General features: G+C 59.6%; 16 protein-coding genes, 1 tRNA gene and 1 pseudogene. 14 read left to right on the top strand and 4 right to left on the bottom strand.

What is annotated here, in order from left to right; translation table 11 throughout:
- The first annotated feature begins 16 nt into the window (after positions 1-16).
- Entirely contained in the window at positions 17-928 is a 912-nt protein-coding gene (locus tag BUE92_RS00605) for a LysR family transcriptional regulator (protein WP_073521516.1), read from the top strand.
- Here BUE92_RS00605 and BUE92_RS00600 read toward each other — a convergent pair.
- Complete coding sequence (locus BUE92_RS00600; RefSeq protein WP_073521515.1) at positions 925-1830, bottom strand: AraC family transcriptional regulator; 906 nt, start codon at positions 1828-1830, stop codon at positions 925-927. The two genes, BUE92_RS00605 and BUE92_RS00600, sit on opposite strands and share 4 nt — an antisense overlap.
- 103 nt (positions 1831-1933) lie before the next feature.
- Between BUE92_RS00600 and BUE92_RS00595 the strand changes: the two genes are divergently transcribed.
- From BUE92_RS00595 to BUE92_RS00570, 6 genes are all read left to right on the top strand, one after another.
- Positions 1934-2494: a carboxymuconolactone decarboxylase family protein gene (locus BUE92_RS00595; protein ID WP_073521514.1), complete on the top strand. Its 561-nt coding sequence runs from the start codon at positions 1934-1936 to the stop codon at positions 2492-2494.
- Positions 2495-2533: 39 nt separating this feature from the next.
- The gene (locus BUE92_RS00590; RefSeq protein WP_073521513.1) at positions 2534-3595 is read left to right on the top strand and encodes an acyl-CoA dehydrogenase family protein; all 1062 of its coding nucleotides are present in this window, start codon (positions 2534-2536) and stop codon (positions 3593-3595) included.
- Complete coding sequence (locus BUE92_RS00585) at positions 3592-4395, top strand: ABC transporter ATP-binding protein (RefSeq protein WP_073521512.1); 804 nt, start codon at positions 3592-3594, stop codon at positions 4393-4395. The genes BUE92_RS00590 and BUE92_RS00585 overlap by 4 nt, the downstream gene beginning before the upstream one ends.
- The gene (locus BUE92_RS00580; protein ID WP_073521511.1) at positions 4382-5581 is read left to right on the top strand and encodes an ABC transporter substrate-binding protein; all 1200 of its coding nucleotides are present in this window, start codon (positions 4382-4384) and stop codon (positions 5579-5581) included. The genes BUE92_RS00585 and BUE92_RS00580 overlap by 14 nt, the downstream gene beginning before the upstream one ends.
- A complete protein-coding gene (locus tag BUE92_RS00575; protein ID WP_073521510.1) occupies positions 5578-6339 on the top strand; it encodes an ABC transporter permease in 762 nt (253 codons plus the stop codon). The genes BUE92_RS00580 and BUE92_RS00575 overlap by 4 nt, the downstream gene beginning before the upstream one ends.
- Before the next feature lie 162 nt (positions 6340-6501).
- Positions 6502-6696, top strand: a complete 195-nt coding sequence (locus tag BUE92_RS00570; RefSeq protein ID WP_073521509.1) for a hypothetical protein — start codon at positions 6502-6504, stop codon at positions 6694-6696.
- 10 nt (positions 6697-6706) lie between these two features.
- On the opposite strand, the gene BUE92_RS00565 is transcribed toward BUE92_RS00570, so the two are convergent.
- On the bottom strand, positions 6707-7087 hold the full coding sequence (locus BUE92_RS00565; RefSeq protein WP_073521508.1) for a fe2+ zn2+ uptake regulation protein: 381 nt from the start codon (positions 7085-7087) through the stop codon (positions 6707-6709).
- Positions 7088-7325: 238 nt separating this feature from the next.
- On the opposite strand from BUE92_RS00565, the gene pvdQ reads away from it, so the two are divergent.
- The 3 genes from pvdQ to pgeF all read left to right on the top strand — a co-directional run bounded on the left by pvdQ (position 7326) and on the right by pgeF (position 10858).
- A complete protein-coding gene (pvdQ, locus tag BUE92_RS00560) occupies positions 7326-9605 on the top strand; it encodes a bifunctional acylase PvdQ (RefSeq protein ID WP_073521507.1) in 2280 nt (759 codons plus the stop codon).
- A 214-nt stretch (positions 9606-9819) separates the two neighbouring features.
- Positions 9820-9893, top strand: a tRNA-Cys gene (locus BUE92_RS00555).
- A gap of 233 nt (positions 9894-10126) precedes the next feature.
- Positions 10127-10858, top strand: a complete 732-nt coding sequence (gene pgeF, locus BUE92_RS00550) for a peptidoglycan editing factor PgeF (protein ID WP_073521506.1) — start codon at positions 10127-10129, stop codon at positions 10856-10858.
- A 93-nt stretch (positions 10859-10951) separates the two neighbouring features.
- Here pgeF and BUE92_RS00545 read toward each other — a convergent pair.
- Positions 10952-11522 (bottom strand): annotated as a pseudogene (locus tag BUE92_RS00545) (DJ-1/PfpI family protein).
- A 359-nt stretch (positions 11523-11881) separates the two neighbouring features.
- Here BUE92_RS00545 and BUE92_RS00540 point away from each other — a divergent pair.
- Together BUE92_RS00540 and BUE92_RS28405 are read left to right on the top strand one after the other, a co-directional pair.
- Positions 11882-12601 carry an META and DUF4377 domain-containing protein gene (locus BUE92_RS00540; RefSeq protein WP_256673918.1) on the top strand — a complete coding sequence of 240 codons (720 nt, stop codon included), beginning with the start codon at positions 11882-11884 and terminating at the stop codon, positions 12599-12601.
- Positions 12602-12819: 218 nt separating this feature from the next.
- A complete protein-coding gene (locus BUE92_RS28405; RefSeq protein ID WP_178380668.1) occupies positions 12820-12987 on the top strand; it encodes a hypothetical protein in 168 nt (55 codons plus the stop codon).
- A 50-nt stretch (positions 12988-13037) separates the two neighbouring features.
- Here the strand turns inward: BUE92_RS28405 and BUE92_RS00535 are convergent, their stop codons facing one another.
- Positions 13038-13979, bottom strand: a complete 942-nt coding sequence (locus BUE92_RS00535) for an aromatic alcohol reductase (RefSeq protein ID WP_073521504.1) — start codon at positions 13977-13979, stop codon at positions 13038-13040.
- Positions 13980-14075: 96 nt separating this feature from the next.
- On the opposite strand from BUE92_RS00535, the gene BUE92_RS00530 reads away from it, so the two are divergent.
- Entirely contained in the window at positions 14076-14525 is a 450-nt protein-coding gene (locus BUE92_RS00530) for a winged helix-turn-helix transcriptional regulator (RefSeq protein ID WP_034127533.1), read from the top strand.
- A 122-nt stretch (positions 14526-14647) separates the two neighbouring features.
- Positions 14648-15256, top strand: coding sequence for a LysE family translocator (locus BUE92_RS00525; protein WP_073521503.1), 609 nt, complete (start codon positions 14648-14650; stop codon positions 15254-15256).
- The last annotated feature ends 148 nt before the right edge of the window (positions 15257-15404 follow it).

Below are 15404 nucleotides of genomic sequence, written 5' to 3'. Positions count from 1 at the left end.
CCACAGGAGCATTCTCTTGGATCGTTTTAACGCCATGCGCGTGTTCACTCGGATTGTTGAATTGGGCGGGTTTGCCAAGGCCGCCGACAGCCTGCAATTGCCACGCGCTTCAGTGACAATCCTGATCAAGCAATTGGAGGCGCATCTTGGCGTGCAACTGTTGCAGCGCACCACGCGCCACGTCAGCCCGACCCTGGATGGCGCGGCGTACTACCAACGTTGCGTGCAACTGCTGACTGATCTTGAGGAAACCGAGGCGGTGTTCTCCACGCGGCGCCAGAATCCCCGGGGTACATTGAGCATCGATATGCCCTCAGGCATTGGGAGCTTGATTGTGATTCCGGCCTTGCCAACGTTCACCGCGCTGTACCCACAGATCGAGTTGGAGATCGGCCTCAATGACCGGCCAGTGGATCTGATTCGCGAAGGCGTCGATTGTGTGTTGCGCGGTGGTCCGGCCTTGGACGAATCGCTGGTGGCGCGCCCCTTGGCGATGATGGAACAACTGACCCTGGCCAGCCCCGCGTACCTTGAACGCATGGGCACGCCCACTTGCCTGGAGCAGTTGGCTGGACACCAAATGGTCGAGTACGTTTCCAGCGCCAGCGGTAAACGTTTTGGCCTGGAATTTCTGCTGGGCAGCGAGTTGCATCCGATCAACCTGCCGAAAGTGGTTGCCGTGAACAGCTCTGCCGGTTACTTCGCTGCGTGCGAAGCCGGCTACGGGCTGATCCAGGCACCTCGTTATCACGCCCTGCGCCAACTGGCCGAGGGCACGCTGGTGCAGGTGCTCCCTGATGTGGCAGTGCCGAAGATGGCGCTGACTGCGTTGTACCCGCCTCATCGGCAGTTGTCGCAGCGGGTGAGGGTGTTCGTCGATTGGCTGGTGCAGTTGTGCGTTCGGCCCGGCACCGGCTTACAAGGCTAGGCTCGCGCCCTGCGATAGGCGCCAGGCTGTTGCCCGGTGACTTTATGGAAGGCTCGGGTAAACGCCGCCACCGATTGATACCCGGCCGCCAGCGAAACCTCGGCCACGGTCTGGTCCGCCTTGAGCAACCCACAGGCGTGGCGCATGCGGATCATCAGCAGTACTTGCCCGGGCGACTGCCCACACAGTTCGCTGAAGCGCTTGAAAAACGCCGAGCGCGACAACCCGGTACAGGCCGCCATGCTTTCCAGGCTCCAGGGCTCGGCGGGGCGGGCGATCAATTGCTCCAGCAAATGTGCGAACGCCGGTGCCCGGCCAAGCGCCGCCAGGCCGCCAAGCTCGGTGTTGTCGAGCACTTGCTGGCGCAGCACATACAGGAACAGCAGGTGGCACAGGCGCTCAAGCAGCGCGGAAGAGGGCGCTGGGGGGCGTGCGCATTCTTGCAGGATCAATTCGAACAGGTTGCGTGCAGCCATCAGCGACGGGTCGCCGGCGCGCAGGATGATCCAACTGGGCAGGGTGTCGACGATCAGTGTCGACAAGCCGGATTGAAAGTGGAAGAAACCGCAGACTAATCCTACGCCGTCCGTGGCCGTGCTATCGAGAGGCAGCATCGAGCGGCGTGGGCACTGCTGGGCGCCGGCCGCCGTGGCTTGGCCGGAAAGCCTGAAGGCAAAGTCACGCAGCAGGAACACCGCGTCACCATTATTCAGGTGTTGGGGTGTTGGCTCACCGTCGATATGCAGCCAGCATTCGCCTTGCACAATCAAGTGGAAGCTCGCCTGTGCCAGGCCGTGGGTGCTCGCGTGCCAGTCACCGCAATAACGGCCGACGTGAAACAGGCTGGTGTTGAGTTCGAGGCTATCTAATAACCAATCGACAAGTACATCGGACGAATTCATCTAATGGAAAGACTCAGGAGCAAGTAATCGCTACTTTAGCCTATTGAGCGCTTTTTTTAGAACCAACAGACTGGGGCATTCAAACCCAACAGGAGTCCACTTCATGTCCCGTGTACCGTTGCTCACGCCTGAAACCGCACCGGAAGCCGCCAAGCCCTTCCTGGAAAACGCGCTGAAAGGCTCGGGTTTTATCCCTAACCTACTGGGCGTACTGGCCAATGCACCGGCGGCGCTGGAAACCTACATCACCGTCTCCGGCTTGAATGCCAAGGCCGAGCTGAGCCTGGCCGACCGTGAAGTGGTGCAATTGATTGCCGCCACTGCCCACGGTTGTGATTTTTGCGTCGCTGGCCACACTGCCGTTGCCCGCAACAAAGCCAAGTTGCCTGAAGAGGTGATCGAGGCCCTGCGCCGCCGGGGTGAGTTGCCTGACGCACGCTATGAGACACTTGCCGCGTTTACCCGTGAAGTGATCGCCACCCGTGGGGATGTCAGTGACGCGGGCTTTGAGGCGTTCCGCGCCGCCGGCTACACCGACGGCCACGCGCTGGAAGTCATCCTGGGTGTCAGCCTGGCAACCCTGTGCAACTTCGCCAATGTGTTTGCCCGCACCCCGCTGAACCCGGAGCTGGCGCAATACCGTTGGGAAAAACCGGCCAACTGATTCGGCGTTGGCCCACCTGCTGTAAAAGGAGAGACATGAATGCTTGACCCAATCTTGAGCCGTTGGCTCGATGTTCAAGCGCAGGCCCTGGACGTGGGCAGTTGCGATCCACAGGAAGTGCTGCCGCGGCTGGCAGAAGCCAATATTCTGAGAATCGGCGTGCCCACCCAACTGGGCGGCCTGGGCGGTGATGTGGCGGGGGCGGTCGAGGCCATCGCCAATGTGGCCAGCCATTCCCTGGCGGCGGCGTTTGTATGCTGGGGCCAACGCTCGTTTATCGAGTACTTGCTGCAGAGCCCCAATCAGCGCCTGCGCGAGCAACTGATGCCAGACCTGCTCAGCGGCAAGTTGGCCGGCGCCACCGGGCTGTCGAATGCGATGAAGTTTCTGTCGGGCATCGAGACGTTGCAGATCAGTGCCGAGCCCAACGACCACGGTTGGACCCTCAACGGTCGCCTGCACTGGGTGACCAACTTGCGCAAAAATGGCTTTGTCGCTGCGGCGGCCGTCGAGCATGCAGGGGGCGGGGCGCCGTTTATCCTGGCGATTCCGGATTCGGTGGCCGGGTTGCAGCGCTCCCGCGACCTGGAGCTGCTCGGGCTGCAATCGAGCAACACCGCAGCGCTTGGCCTGGAAGGCGTGGAGCTGAGTCGCGAGTGGTTGCTGCACGAGGATGCGCGCACGTTTTTACCGGCGGTACGCCCGGCGTTTCTGGGCTTGCAGTGCGGCATGTCGATTGGTTTGGCGCGGCGTTCCCTGGCCGAAGTAGCCCACCATCTGGGCGCCAGTCGTACCGTGTTGCGCGACGAGTTGGAAGCCCTGCGCGCGACGCTGGATCATCTGGTCAACGAGCTTGAAAAGGGGCTGTTGGCCGGGCGCTTTACCGCCGAGCCCATACCGCTGTTCAAACTGCGTATCGCCCTGGCTGAAACCGCCGCCAGCGCTGTACAGCTTGAACTGCAGGCCAGTGGCGGAAAGGCCTACCTCACCGCCCACGGCAGCGGCTTTGCCCGGCGCTGGCGCGAGTCGGCCTTTGTACCGATCGTGACGCCCAGCCTGGTGCAACTGCGTACCGAGCTGCACCGCCAGGCCAGTCTATGAGCCAGGCGGTATTGACGGCCCAGGGCATTTGCCTGGGGTATGGCAGCGGGCCGGTGCTGCAGGGGTTCGACTTGCACTTGCAACCGGGTGAAGTGGTGTCGATCCTGGGCCCCAGCGGTGTTGGAAAATCCAGCCTGCTGCGGGTATTGGCCGGTTTGCAGGTGCCTCAATCTGGCCATGTGCAGGTGTTGGGCGAGCCATTGAGCGGCCCGCATCCGCGAGTGGTGGTGGCCTTTCAAGACCCGAGCCTGTTGCCTTGGCTGACCCTGGAAAAGAATGTCGCCTTTGGTTTGGATTTCGCCCGCCAACCGCACTTGAGTGTTGAAGAACGTCGCCGGCGTGTCGACCACGCCATTGCGGCGGTAGGGCTGGAACCTGCGCGCCAGCAGTTCCCGGCGCAATTGTCCGGTGGCATGGCACAGCGCACGGCACTGGCCCGTTGCCTGGCGCGTCAGCCGCAAGTGCTGCTGCTCGACGAGCCCTTCGGCGCGCTGGATGAAGTCACTCGCGCTGATATGCAGCACCTGTTGCTCAAGGTCAATCGTGAGCAGGGCTCGGCCGCGGTATTGATCACCCACGACATCGACGAAGCGCTGTTGCTGTCGGACCGCATCCTGCTACTGGGTAATCGCCCGGCGCGGACGCTGGGCGAGTGGGCTATCGACTTGCCGCACCCTCGGGAAGAACAGGTCGAGGCCATCGGCGCGCTGCGTATCGAGATTTTGAAAACCTTACGGCAGGCGAGCCGCACTCAACCCAACCCCCTTGAACAACAGGAGTTTACTTATGTGTCTGGATGACCTGGCCCACTCGCGCCGTGACTTTCTCAAGCTCTCCGCTGTGCTCAGTGCCGCCGGCGCCTTGCCTCTGCTGAGCAGCCTGCAGGCGCGTGCCGCCAACGAGCCCGACGCGCCGGTGCGCATTGGCTATCTACCTATTACTGACGCCACGCCGCTGCTGGTGGCCCACAACAACGGCCTGTTCGAAGCCGAAGGCATCAAGGCCGAGCGCCCAGTGTTGTTGCGCAGCTGGGCCCAGGTGATCGAGGCGTTTATCTCCGGCCAGGTCAACGTGATACACCTGCTGTCGCCAATGACCGTATGGGCGCGCTACGGCAGTAAAGTGCCGGCCAAAGTCGTGGCGTGGAACCATGTGGGCGGTTCGGGCTTGACCGTATCCCCAGGCATTACCGACGTGAAGCAACTGGGCGGCAAGTCGGTGGCGATTCCGTTCTGGTACTCGATCCATAACGTGGTGGTGCAGCAACTGTTTCGCGATAACGGCCTCACGCCGGTCACTCGTGCCACCGGCAGTTCGATTGCCGCCAATGAGGTCAACCTGATCGTGTTGCCGCCCTCGGACATGCCTCCGGCGCTGGCCAGCAAACGCATCGACGGCTACATCGTCGCCGAACCGTTCAATGCCCTGGCAGAAAACCTCAAGGTCGGTCGCGTGCAGCGCTTCACGGGTGACGTGTGGCGCAACCACGCGTGCTGCGTGGTGTTCATGCACGAGCACGACCTGACCAACCGTCCGGAGTGGTCGCAGAAGGTGGTGAACGCCATCGTCAAGGCTCAGGTGTGGACCCGCGACAACCGTGAAGAGGCGGTGAAGCTGCTGTCCAAGGACGGCCCGAACCGTTACACGCCCCATGCCGAACCGGTGTTGAGCAAAGTCCTGGCGCCGCCAGCCAGCGACCGCGCCTCCTATGTGGCCGACGGCGCGATCCAGCACGCCGACTGGGACGAGCATCGCATCGACTTCCAACCGTACCCGTTCCCCAGCTACACCGAAGAACTGGTGCGGCGCTTGAAGGACACCTTGATCGAAGGCGACAAAAAGTTTCTTGCAGGCCTGGACCCAGCCTTCGTGGCCAAGGACCTGGTGGACGACCGCTTCGTGCGCAACGCGATCGAAGCCGTGGGGGGCATGCAGACCTTCGGTTTGCCGGACGGTTATGAGCGGCACGAGGAGATCGGCGTTTGAACAACAGCAGAATCCCCGGCTGGTGGCTGGGGCTTAGTGGCTTGGCGGGTTTGTTGGTGCTGTGGTGGCTGGGCGTGAAAGTGTTCGGCGAGGCCGATGGCCTGTCGGCGCGCTTTTCCCTGGCGGCCACCGCCAGCAGCCTGTGGGAATTGCTCGGGCGCGGGGAGTTGTACCTGCATATCGCCGTGAGCTTGAAGCGTATTTTCGTCGGGCTGTTTATCGCGTTGTTGGTAGGCGTACCCCTCGGGTTGCTGGTGGGCAGTTCGCGTAACCTGGAGGCAGCGACCACGCCGGCGTTCCAGTTTCTGCGGATGATTTCGCCGCTGTCCTGGATGCCGATCGTGGTGATGCTGATGGGCGTGGGCGACCAGCCAATCTACTTCCTGCTGGCCTTTGCCGCTGTCTGGCCGATCATGCTCAACACCGCAGCGGGCGTGCGTCAGCTCGACCCGCGCTGGTTGCAACTGAGCAAGAGCTTGAGCGCCACGCGTTGGGAAGCCTTGCGTCGGGTGGTCATTCCTGGCGTCGTCGGGCATGTGCTGACCGGCGTGCGCCTGGCCATCGGTATCCTGTGGATCGTGTTGGTGCCGTGCGAAATGCTCGGGGTCAGTGCGGGGCTGGGGTATTACATCCTCGACACCCGTGATCGGCTCGCGTATTCGGAGTTGATGGCGATGGTGGTGGTGATCGGGGTGCTGGGGTTTGCGCTGGATGCGTTTGCGCGTTGGTTGCATCGGCGGTGGGTGCATGGCGGCTGACGGGACGAAGCTTCACAAGCTTGTCAGGCGCCGAACAAGCCAAAACTTTTCATCGCCTGTAACATAAGACCTTGCCGAAACCGCGCCATCCCCTGACTGGGTATGTGCTTGGCATGCACGGCGATACACAGTGGATACATTCTTCAGGTTCAGGAACTCGTCATGACCCAAAAGCAACGCTTGAAATACTCGCTTCTGATTGCCCTGGCTGTACTGGGCGCGATGTTTGGCCTGTCTTATCTGCAGAACACAGGCGTGATCAGCGAAAAAACCTTCCAGTACCTGGCCATCGCGATTGCCGTGGTCGTCGTCGTGATCAACGGCATCATGCGCCGCAAGGTCAAGCCTGGCTTCTGACGGGCGTCAGTCAGGCACGACCTTCGAGTACCTTGGCAGCCTCTTCATGGAGGCTGTAGCTCTTGTCAGCGTTGAGGGTGATGACGCCCTCGCTGCATAGACGCTTGAGTACCTCGCGCACGCTGAGAAACGACAACGGTATGCCCAGCTCCAGCAAATGGCTGTGCACGCCGCGTACCCCGAGGGCGCGCTGGTTGTCGGCGGCGGTGAGGAGGGCGTCGATGACCTTCAGCCGGATCAGGCTGGTGCGCAAACCGAAACACTTGAGCAAATGGCGAATGCGCTGGTTGCCCTGCTGTTCCGGCGCGTTGCCGAATGCCCGTGTGTCGTTGCCATAGTGGGTATCTGCGGCCTTTGAATGTCCGTCCGTGGGCGCTTGCGGGTTATACATGCAAAAACTCCTTTTCAGAGCCTGATCAGGAAAAAGATGGTGCTCTTGGGTAATAAGACGAACGAGTGACGCAAATCATGAAACGATGAATGTAGAAAATTTGTCGGTATCAGGTTTGTCACATCCCCTGCGCCGTCGATAGGCAACCTTGTGCGGCTAAATTTTTCCGGTCGATGTGCGTTCTTACGGTGGGGTAACCATCCCTCGTGAGGCTGTTCAATTTGACTGTGGAGTCGGCGTGATTATTTCCAAGGGGTTGTCCAGAGTGAGCACGGCAGGGCTGTTACTCGCCTTTAGCCTGGCCGTATCGGCACGCGAGCAAGTGACGCAAACGTCGGCGGATATACGGCGTACCAGTTATGGCGTGCCGCATATTCGCGCCTCTGATGAGCGGGGCCTGGGGGTGGGTATGGGTTACGCCTATGCCCAGGACAACCTGTGCCTGCTGGCCAATGAAATAGTCACGGTCAATGGCGAGCGCGCCAGGTTTTTCGGGCCGGACCAGGCGACCCTGGAAGAGCGCAACAACCTTGCCAGCGATGTGTTCTTCAACTGGCTGAATACACCCGAGGCCGTTGCTGCATTCTGGAAAGCCCAGACGCCCGAGATGCAACAGCGCATCGAAGGGTACGTGGCCGGCTACAACCGTTACCTCAAGGATAAGGGCGCACCCGCACAGTGCCAGGCCGCGTGGGTACGGCCCTTGGTAGTGCAAGACCTGGTGAAGTTGACCCGCAGGCTATTGGTGGAAGGGGGCATCGGCCAATTCGCCGAAGCCTTGGTCGGGGCAGCACCACCCAAAGCCACCGCCAGTGTGCAGCCCGGTGCCAAAGCCTTTGCCATGGCCGCCGCCAACCAGCAGCGCTTCACTCTGGATCGAGGCAGCAATGCCGTTGCCGTGGGCCGTGACCGCTCATTCAATGGCCGTGGCATGCTGCTGGCCAACCCGCATTTCCCGTGGGTGGGCGGCATGCGTTTTTACGAGATGCACCTGACCATCCCTGGCCAGTTGGATGTGATGGGTGCCGCACTGCCAGGGTTGCCCGTGGTGAACATCGGTTTCAACCAGCATGTGGCGTGGACCCATACCGTGGACACGTCCAAACACTTCACCCTGTACCGCCTGACCCTCGACCCCAAGGACGCCACCCGTTACCTGCTGGACGGCAAGTCCATCCCCCTGGATAAAACCGCCGTAACGGTACAGGTCAAGCAAGCTGACGGCAGCCTCAAGGCCGTGACCCACACCGTCTACAGCTCGCAGTTCGGCCCCGTGGTGCAATGGCCGGGCAAGCTCGACTGGGACAGCCACTACGCCTTCAGCCTGCGCGACGCCAACCTGGGCAACGACCGGGTGCTGCAACAGTGGTACGCCATGAACCGCGCCGGTAGCCTCAAGGAGCTGCAAACCTCAGTGCATACCCTGCAAGGCATCCCCTGGGTCAACACCCTGGCCGCCGATGACCAGGGCCAAAGCCTGTACATGAACCTGTCGGTAGTGCCCAACGTCAGCGCCGCCAAGCTGGCAAAATGCAGCGACCCACGGGCCGGCCTGCAAATGATCATGCTCGACGGCGCCCACAGCGCCTGCGCGTGGGACATCGACCCGCGAGCGGCCCAGCCGGGTATCTTCCCGGCCGACCAGCTGCCCCAACTGCAACGCACCGACTACGTGCAACACTCCAACGATTCCGCCTGGATGGCCAACCCCAAGGCGCCGCTAAGTGGCTTTTCGCCGGTGATCAGCCAGGACAACATCGGCCTCGGCCCGCGTGCGCGCTTCGCGCTCCAGCGCCTGCAAACCCTTGAGCAGCAGCCGATCACCGTCACTGATCTGCAAGACATGGTCATGGACAACGAGGTGTACCTGGCGGGCCAAGTCATGCCCGACCTGCTGACGTTCTGCGCCAAACACCTGGGCGCTGACGCCGCTGCGCTACAGCCGCTGTGCACCAGCCTGAAAAACTGGGACCAGCGCGCCAACCTCGACAGCGGCGTCGGCCTGGTGCACTTCATCAACCTGGTGCAGCACCTGCAGCAAACCCCTGACGCCTGGCGCGTGGCCTTCGACCCGGCCCATCCCCTGACCACCCCTAGCGGCCTCGCCATCGACCGCGCCCCGGTCGCCAAAGCCCTGCGCGCAGCCATGCTGGCCTCCAGCGCTGAGGCCAGCAAACTGGGGCAGACCCGCTGGGGCGATATCCAAGTCTCCGGCCAAACCCCCATCCACGGCGGCCCGCAAGAGCTGGGTATCTACAACGCCATGCAAACCGTGCCCCGCGCCGACGGCAAACGCGAAGTCGTCAGCGGCACCAGCTACCTGCAAATCGTCAGCTTCGACGACAAAGGCCCCAACGCGGTCGGCGTCCTGGCATTCTCCGAGTCCAGCAACCCAGCGTCCGCCTACTCAAAGGACCAGACCCAAGCCTTCTCCGAGAAAAAACTGCGCCCATTGCCCTTCACCGAGGCCCAGATCAAGGCCGACCCGCACTACCAAATCCACACGGTGAAGGACTAGGGCGGAGGCGCAACCCCTTGATGACAAGGCAGAATATTTTTTGAAATCAAGGGGTTGCAGGCATAGGCAAATGAGTACATAATGGCGCCCATCGAACGCAACGAAGCATTAAAAACTTCATTGTATTCAATGAGTTAGAGTAGAGGCAGGCTTCACGTAGCCCACTCAAGTTTGTTTGCGGTGAATGTCAGCAACAAGGGCATTGATCGTTTGAGGCCGAGTAGCAAAATGGTTATGCAGCGGATTGCAAATCCGCCTACGCCGGTTCGATTCCGACCTCGGCCTCCACTCTTGGAAACCCCGTAGATTAACGTCTACGGGGTTTTTTAATGCCTGCGATTTAGTCATCGCTTCCGCAATTTTCCGGATCGCTTGCGTAACCCTGCCTTTTTTCAGCAAATTTGAGACGCCGTTAAACGTGGGCTCACCTCATCCGAAACATAGAGTTCTAAGCGAACTTGACCCATCCCTCTTACGGATGATATGCCGGTACCCGGGTTGCCATCGATAGGATCTGCTCTATGACCTACCTGTCTTCGTTGCTGCTCGAAATCCCCGGTGTGGACCACGGTTTCGAGACTTCGGGAAATTTAACGCTGCCGGAAGGAACACTTTACTGTGCTCAGGTTCACGGTACGCACATCGTCGATGCTGACAGGAAAGGGCGAGATGAACGTCCTGTCGCCGATGCACTATTCTCAAGAGGAGTCCAGGGTGCGATAGCGGTCATCACTGCCGATTGCTTGCCTGTTCTGGTTGCTTCGGTTGATCAACCACTTGTAGCGGCAATCCACGCCGGATGGCAGGGTTTGAAAGCAGGTATTCTCGGTCATTCGATCGGCCGGCTAGAGAAAGAAGGTGCTTCTCTTGCGGGATTGAGAATAGCGATAGGCCCATCTATCGGCCCCTGTTGTTATGAGGTGAGCAGGAAGTTTGTCGAAGGTATTGAACATGTCGACAGCCATCTTTGGCAAAACGATTCTGCGCCGTGGACCCCCTATCGCGTGCCACCGGCAAGTGTGCCTTGGGTCGAACCTGAGATCACACATAATGAAGCCTGGTTTGATCTACGAAAATATGCGCTGCGCCACTTGGTGGCGAGCGGTGTGAGTATTGAACAGATTCAGGTGCTCGAACATTGTACTTATTGCCACAGCGCTGATCTGGGCAGCTATCGGCGGCGGAGCCATCAAGTCGAGCCTAAATCCTTCCAGTATTCCTGGATAAGACGTTCTCGGGATCCGGTTCATTGAATGGCGATTTCAGCCGTTCACAATAGGCAAAAATCGTCCATGGGCGGCGACTCGAACACATCACCTAACCGGCTGTTTTGTAGGACGACGCAGTCACCGATGTTCCGCTGCCAACATTGATCTTGAATTGAGAAGTGGTCTCGCAAGATAGCCCGGCAGCTTCGAACACTGCGCAGGTGAAGCTAACGGGTGCAGGGCCTGGAGCAGTTATGATGCGGTCTGCAACCACAGCCACTGGACTGCTTCGATAAAGCGTGCCCCCCTTATAACCCACGGCATTCTGTTGCAGGAAGTCAGCGCTGTTCGATGTATGAGGAACGGTGTCGAGAAGGCTGGCCCTGGCGAGTGCCAGCGTTCCTCCACAGATACCGGCAATTGTCGCTCCACTTGAACGACTAGCATGAAGAAACGCTCGAATATCGGGCGCTTCTGCACGCTCCCAGACCATTCCTCCAATTACGGCTACAACGTCCGGCTTCCAGTCCAGACATTGTTGCAAACTGCTATCGACCGTTACCGCCAATCCACCCTGCGAGCGAAATTGCCCCGTAGCAGAAGCGAAAAACCTGACGTCGATCTCGTAAAACACAGACGCAGTTCCAGCAATGAAAGCGTATTCCCAGTCCGAAAAACCGGGTGTCAGTATCAATCCCACGCGTGGCATCAGTCAGAATCCTCCATGAATGCCAATAACATAGGGCGACAACACACATACATCAAGGGCAGTCGTGGGTTGATAACGGCGCGTCATGCGTGAAACTGATCGAAGCAAATGATGTCCGATTGCTATCGGCCAAGAACGAGGTCCGCCAAGCGCGCATTGGGTCTATGCTCAGTAAAGCCTCACGCGACCTCCTCATGCCGGTCTAGCCGCGCGCTTATCCTGCCAGTGCAGGATAACGCCCGCACTCATCAAAGCTGACAGAGTGACCCATGAAACAAAAAATTCTTCTTGTAGCCGTGTGTGCTGCACTCATCCAAGGCTGTGCCGCCCCTTCCAAAAGCCATGAAGAATCACCTTCAATGCCTACTACCTCAGCGGCTGTAGCCCAGCCAACCTTATCCGCTTACGACTGGAACCTGGTCTCGGCAACGGATGCGTCGGGCAAGCCTCTCGTGGCGATGAACAAAGGCATCGAGCGCAAGTTGCGTGTTGCCTTCGGTGACAAGAACCTGAGCATCAGCGGTGGCTGCAATCGTCAGTTCGGCGGCTTTCACTATCAGGACGGGGTTCTGAAGGTTCAGCCACTGGCCTCCACGCTGATGGCCTGTGACAAGAGCCTGATGGACCTTGATGCCCAGGTAGGGCGGCTGTTCAAGGGTGATCTGCGCGCTGCGATCACCGGCGATAACGTGGCGCCGATGCTGCAACTGACGACAGCGGATGGCTCGGTGCTCAAGCTGCAAGGCGAGGCCACCCCGCAGACCCGCTACGGTAGCGAGGGTGAGGTCAAGTTTCTGGAAGTGGCGGCCAAGACGGTCAAGTGCAGCCATCCTTTGATCCCAGGTTATCAGTGCCTGCAAGTGCGCGAGCGTCGCTATGACGACGCGGGCCTGCAACTGGCGACCCAAGACACCTGGCATCCGCTGTACCAGCCTATCGAAGGCTTTGTGCATCATGACGGCGTGCGCACTGTGCTGCGGGTCAAGCAGTACGAATGGAAGAATCCGCCAGCGGATGCGCCTTCGACGGTCTACGTGTTGGATATGGTGGTCGAGCAGGACGCTTCTGGCAGCAAGTAAGCGAACACAAGCCCCGTAGATCAGCGTCTACGGGGTTTTTTATTGCCTGTGATTTATGCGTTTTTTCGACGAGTGACATGTCTAGATCAAGGGTTCTGGGCCGATCAGGGGTTGTCACGTGCGGATTTGCCGACTACCCTGAAAATGTTTGAATTATTACAAACAATTTCGGTGTGGCTGTTTTTTAGGTCATACGGCTTCAGGACGAGGAACGAAAAATGTTTTCACATGAAGGTACTGCACTAGAGCTGTTGGTCTTGGTTTTCGGTGTCACTGGGTTGTTGTTGGTCGCCTGGTTTATTCACCATCAATACGAGCTCAGGTCGCGCAAGCATGTAAAAAAACAACATGCCTCTGGTCAGCAGCGCGAAGCTCAGAGCCGCTGACTGTCCATTCACCTGTGCCAGCCTTTACGGCTGGCTTCAGCATCCGGTTTTCAATGAACTGCCAGGTTTTCCCGAGCCCACTGCTCAGCAGTGGTGACCGGAATCGATTGTTGCTCGTTGAACGTGGCCGCCTTAGGCCAGGCCACACCTTTGCCTTGTGCGAATACAGCACGGTACTTCTTGATGTGGTGCGTGGGGTCTTTTTCCAGTGCCTGCATGAGATAGTCAACCGTCCACACGTTGCGTTTGAACGGGCGATCCAGAACGCGCTCCAGCATGCTCGCAACCTGCCCATACGTGACGGTGTCGCCGGCGAGATAGACAACCTGATTGCGCATGCGCGGTTCGAAGAACACGATTTGCGCTGTCAGCGTACCGATGTCGTCCGGTGTCGTGAGCGTCACGCTGTTCTCGAGGCTGCCCAGGGCGTTCACTGTGTTGTTGTCGAAGTCGACGACCTCGAACACCGGCTCGAACAGGAAGCTGGTGAACATGCCTGTCGAGATGATGGCCCATTCAGTGTTGTCCTGGGCGCGCAGCAACTCACGCACATCCAGTTGGGCATCGAACAGATCCTGGGGGCTGCCCCGGCCAATCACTTCGAAATCCACGCCAAACTGCCAGGGGAAGTAGCGCTTCACGCCGGATTTGAGTGCGGCGGTTGCCAGCTTCATCGGGGTTTCTCGGCCCGCGACCATGCCCGCGCAGCCGATCACGGTATCGAAGCGTGCGAAGACCTTGGCAAGTTGATCGATTGAGTCGTTCACCAGATCTGCGGCGACCATCTGGATGCCCAGGCTGCGCAGCTCATCGATGTCTGCCTTTTTCTCGGGCGCTTGAGTGTTGATGGTCGATTCCCTGAGTAATACGCTGATGGTGGAACCGGGCGCGCGTTTGGCCTCCCGCGCCAGGTTGCGCAAAACCGGCAGGCCGAGTTCGCCGGCACCTAGAACGAGGATCGATTGAGGGGGAAGTAGGGTCATTTCAGGCATGATTTCTCCGCAGACCTGTTGGCGATAAGATGAGCCCATGCTGGCACGATTCGGCAGCGCTCATAAGAAGGCACACGTGTGATACCAGGGGTAGAAATGACCGATCAGGAAACGCTCAGCCAGGCAGAAGTTATCTGCCAGTCGCTCAGGGAGGAGGACGATGGCGTCAGGCGTGAAGTCCTTGCTCACGCCGGTAGCCGCTGGGCATTGGGCATCCTGCATGCGCTGGGTGTATACGGTGCGATGCGTCATGCCGAGATAAAACGGCAGATGACAGGTGTGACTCAGCGCATGTTGACCAAGACGCTTCGCGCCATGGAGCGCGATGGTTTGTTGGTTCGGCGCGAGTTCGGTGAAATTCCGCCACGCGTCGAGTACGAGCTGACGCCCCTGGGCCGAGAGCTTTTGATTCGCATGTCGCCTATCTGGACCTGGGTGGTGGAAAACGTGGAGGACTTTCGCAAGGCTCGGCGTATTTTCGACAGTCAGGAGGGCAAAAAACCGGCATGGCAGGTTCCCACACCGGTTCCCGATGCGCCTCGGTAAGCGCTACTTCCCGATGAGCTCCGTGCAAGTGTATGCCTCGATCCATCCCTAGCTGTACGGGGCGCAGCGCGCCATAACCCCCTACTGTCGCAGGCACATCACCACCGCTTGGATGCCGCGCTATGTTCATGTCTACCAGCCTGTTATCAGCCTTCGTGCTGTTCGCTTTTGTCTCTTCGATCACCCCAGGGCCCAACAACACCATGTTGCTGGCCTCAGGCGTGAATTTCGGCTTTCGCCGTTCGATGCCCCATGCGCTGGGGATCAGTATCGGCTTCATGCTGTTGGTGATCTGTGTGGGGCTGGGCTTGGGCGAGGTGTTCAAGCTGTTCCCGTGGGCCTACACGCTGTTGCGTTATGTCGGCGCCGCGTATTTGTTGTACCTGGCGTGGAAGATTGCCAATGCGGGCGGCATGTCTGATAACCAGAATGAACATGGCAAGCCGATGACCTTCCTCGGTGCGGCGGCCTTCCAGTGGGTCAACCCCAAGGCGTGGATCATGGCGCTGGGGGCGATCACTACCTACACGCCGGCCGAGGGTTATGTCACCAATGTGCTGGTGATCGCCCTGGTGTTTGCGGTAGTCAACCTGCCGAGTGTGTGCGTGTGGGTGGGGTGTGGCAGCGGTTTGCGCAACTTGCTGCGTGAGCCGCGCTGGTTGCGGATGTTCAACTGGTCCATGGCCGGGCTGTTGGTGCTGTCGCTGTATCCGATGCTGTTTGTGGGCTGAGTAAGTAACCACGATGCGAAGCGAGCCGCTTTTGATCTTGCTCTTGATCTGAAGCGCCCCGTTAGACCCCTGCCGTCAGGGCGGAACCCTAAGTGGCCGTTACCGCAGGAATGGATATGCACACAATCCAACTGTGTTGCCTGCCGGG

The sequence above is a fragment of the Pseudomonas fluorescens genome (assembly GCF_001902145.1).
Taxonomy (GTDB): Bacteria; Pseudomonadota; Gammaproteobacteria; order Pseudomonadales; family Pseudomonadaceae; genus Aquipseudomonas; species Aquipseudomonas fluorescens_BV.
The sequence above is the reverse complement of the archived record's forward strand: the minus strand, read 5'-3'. Positions and strand labels throughout refer to the sequence as shown.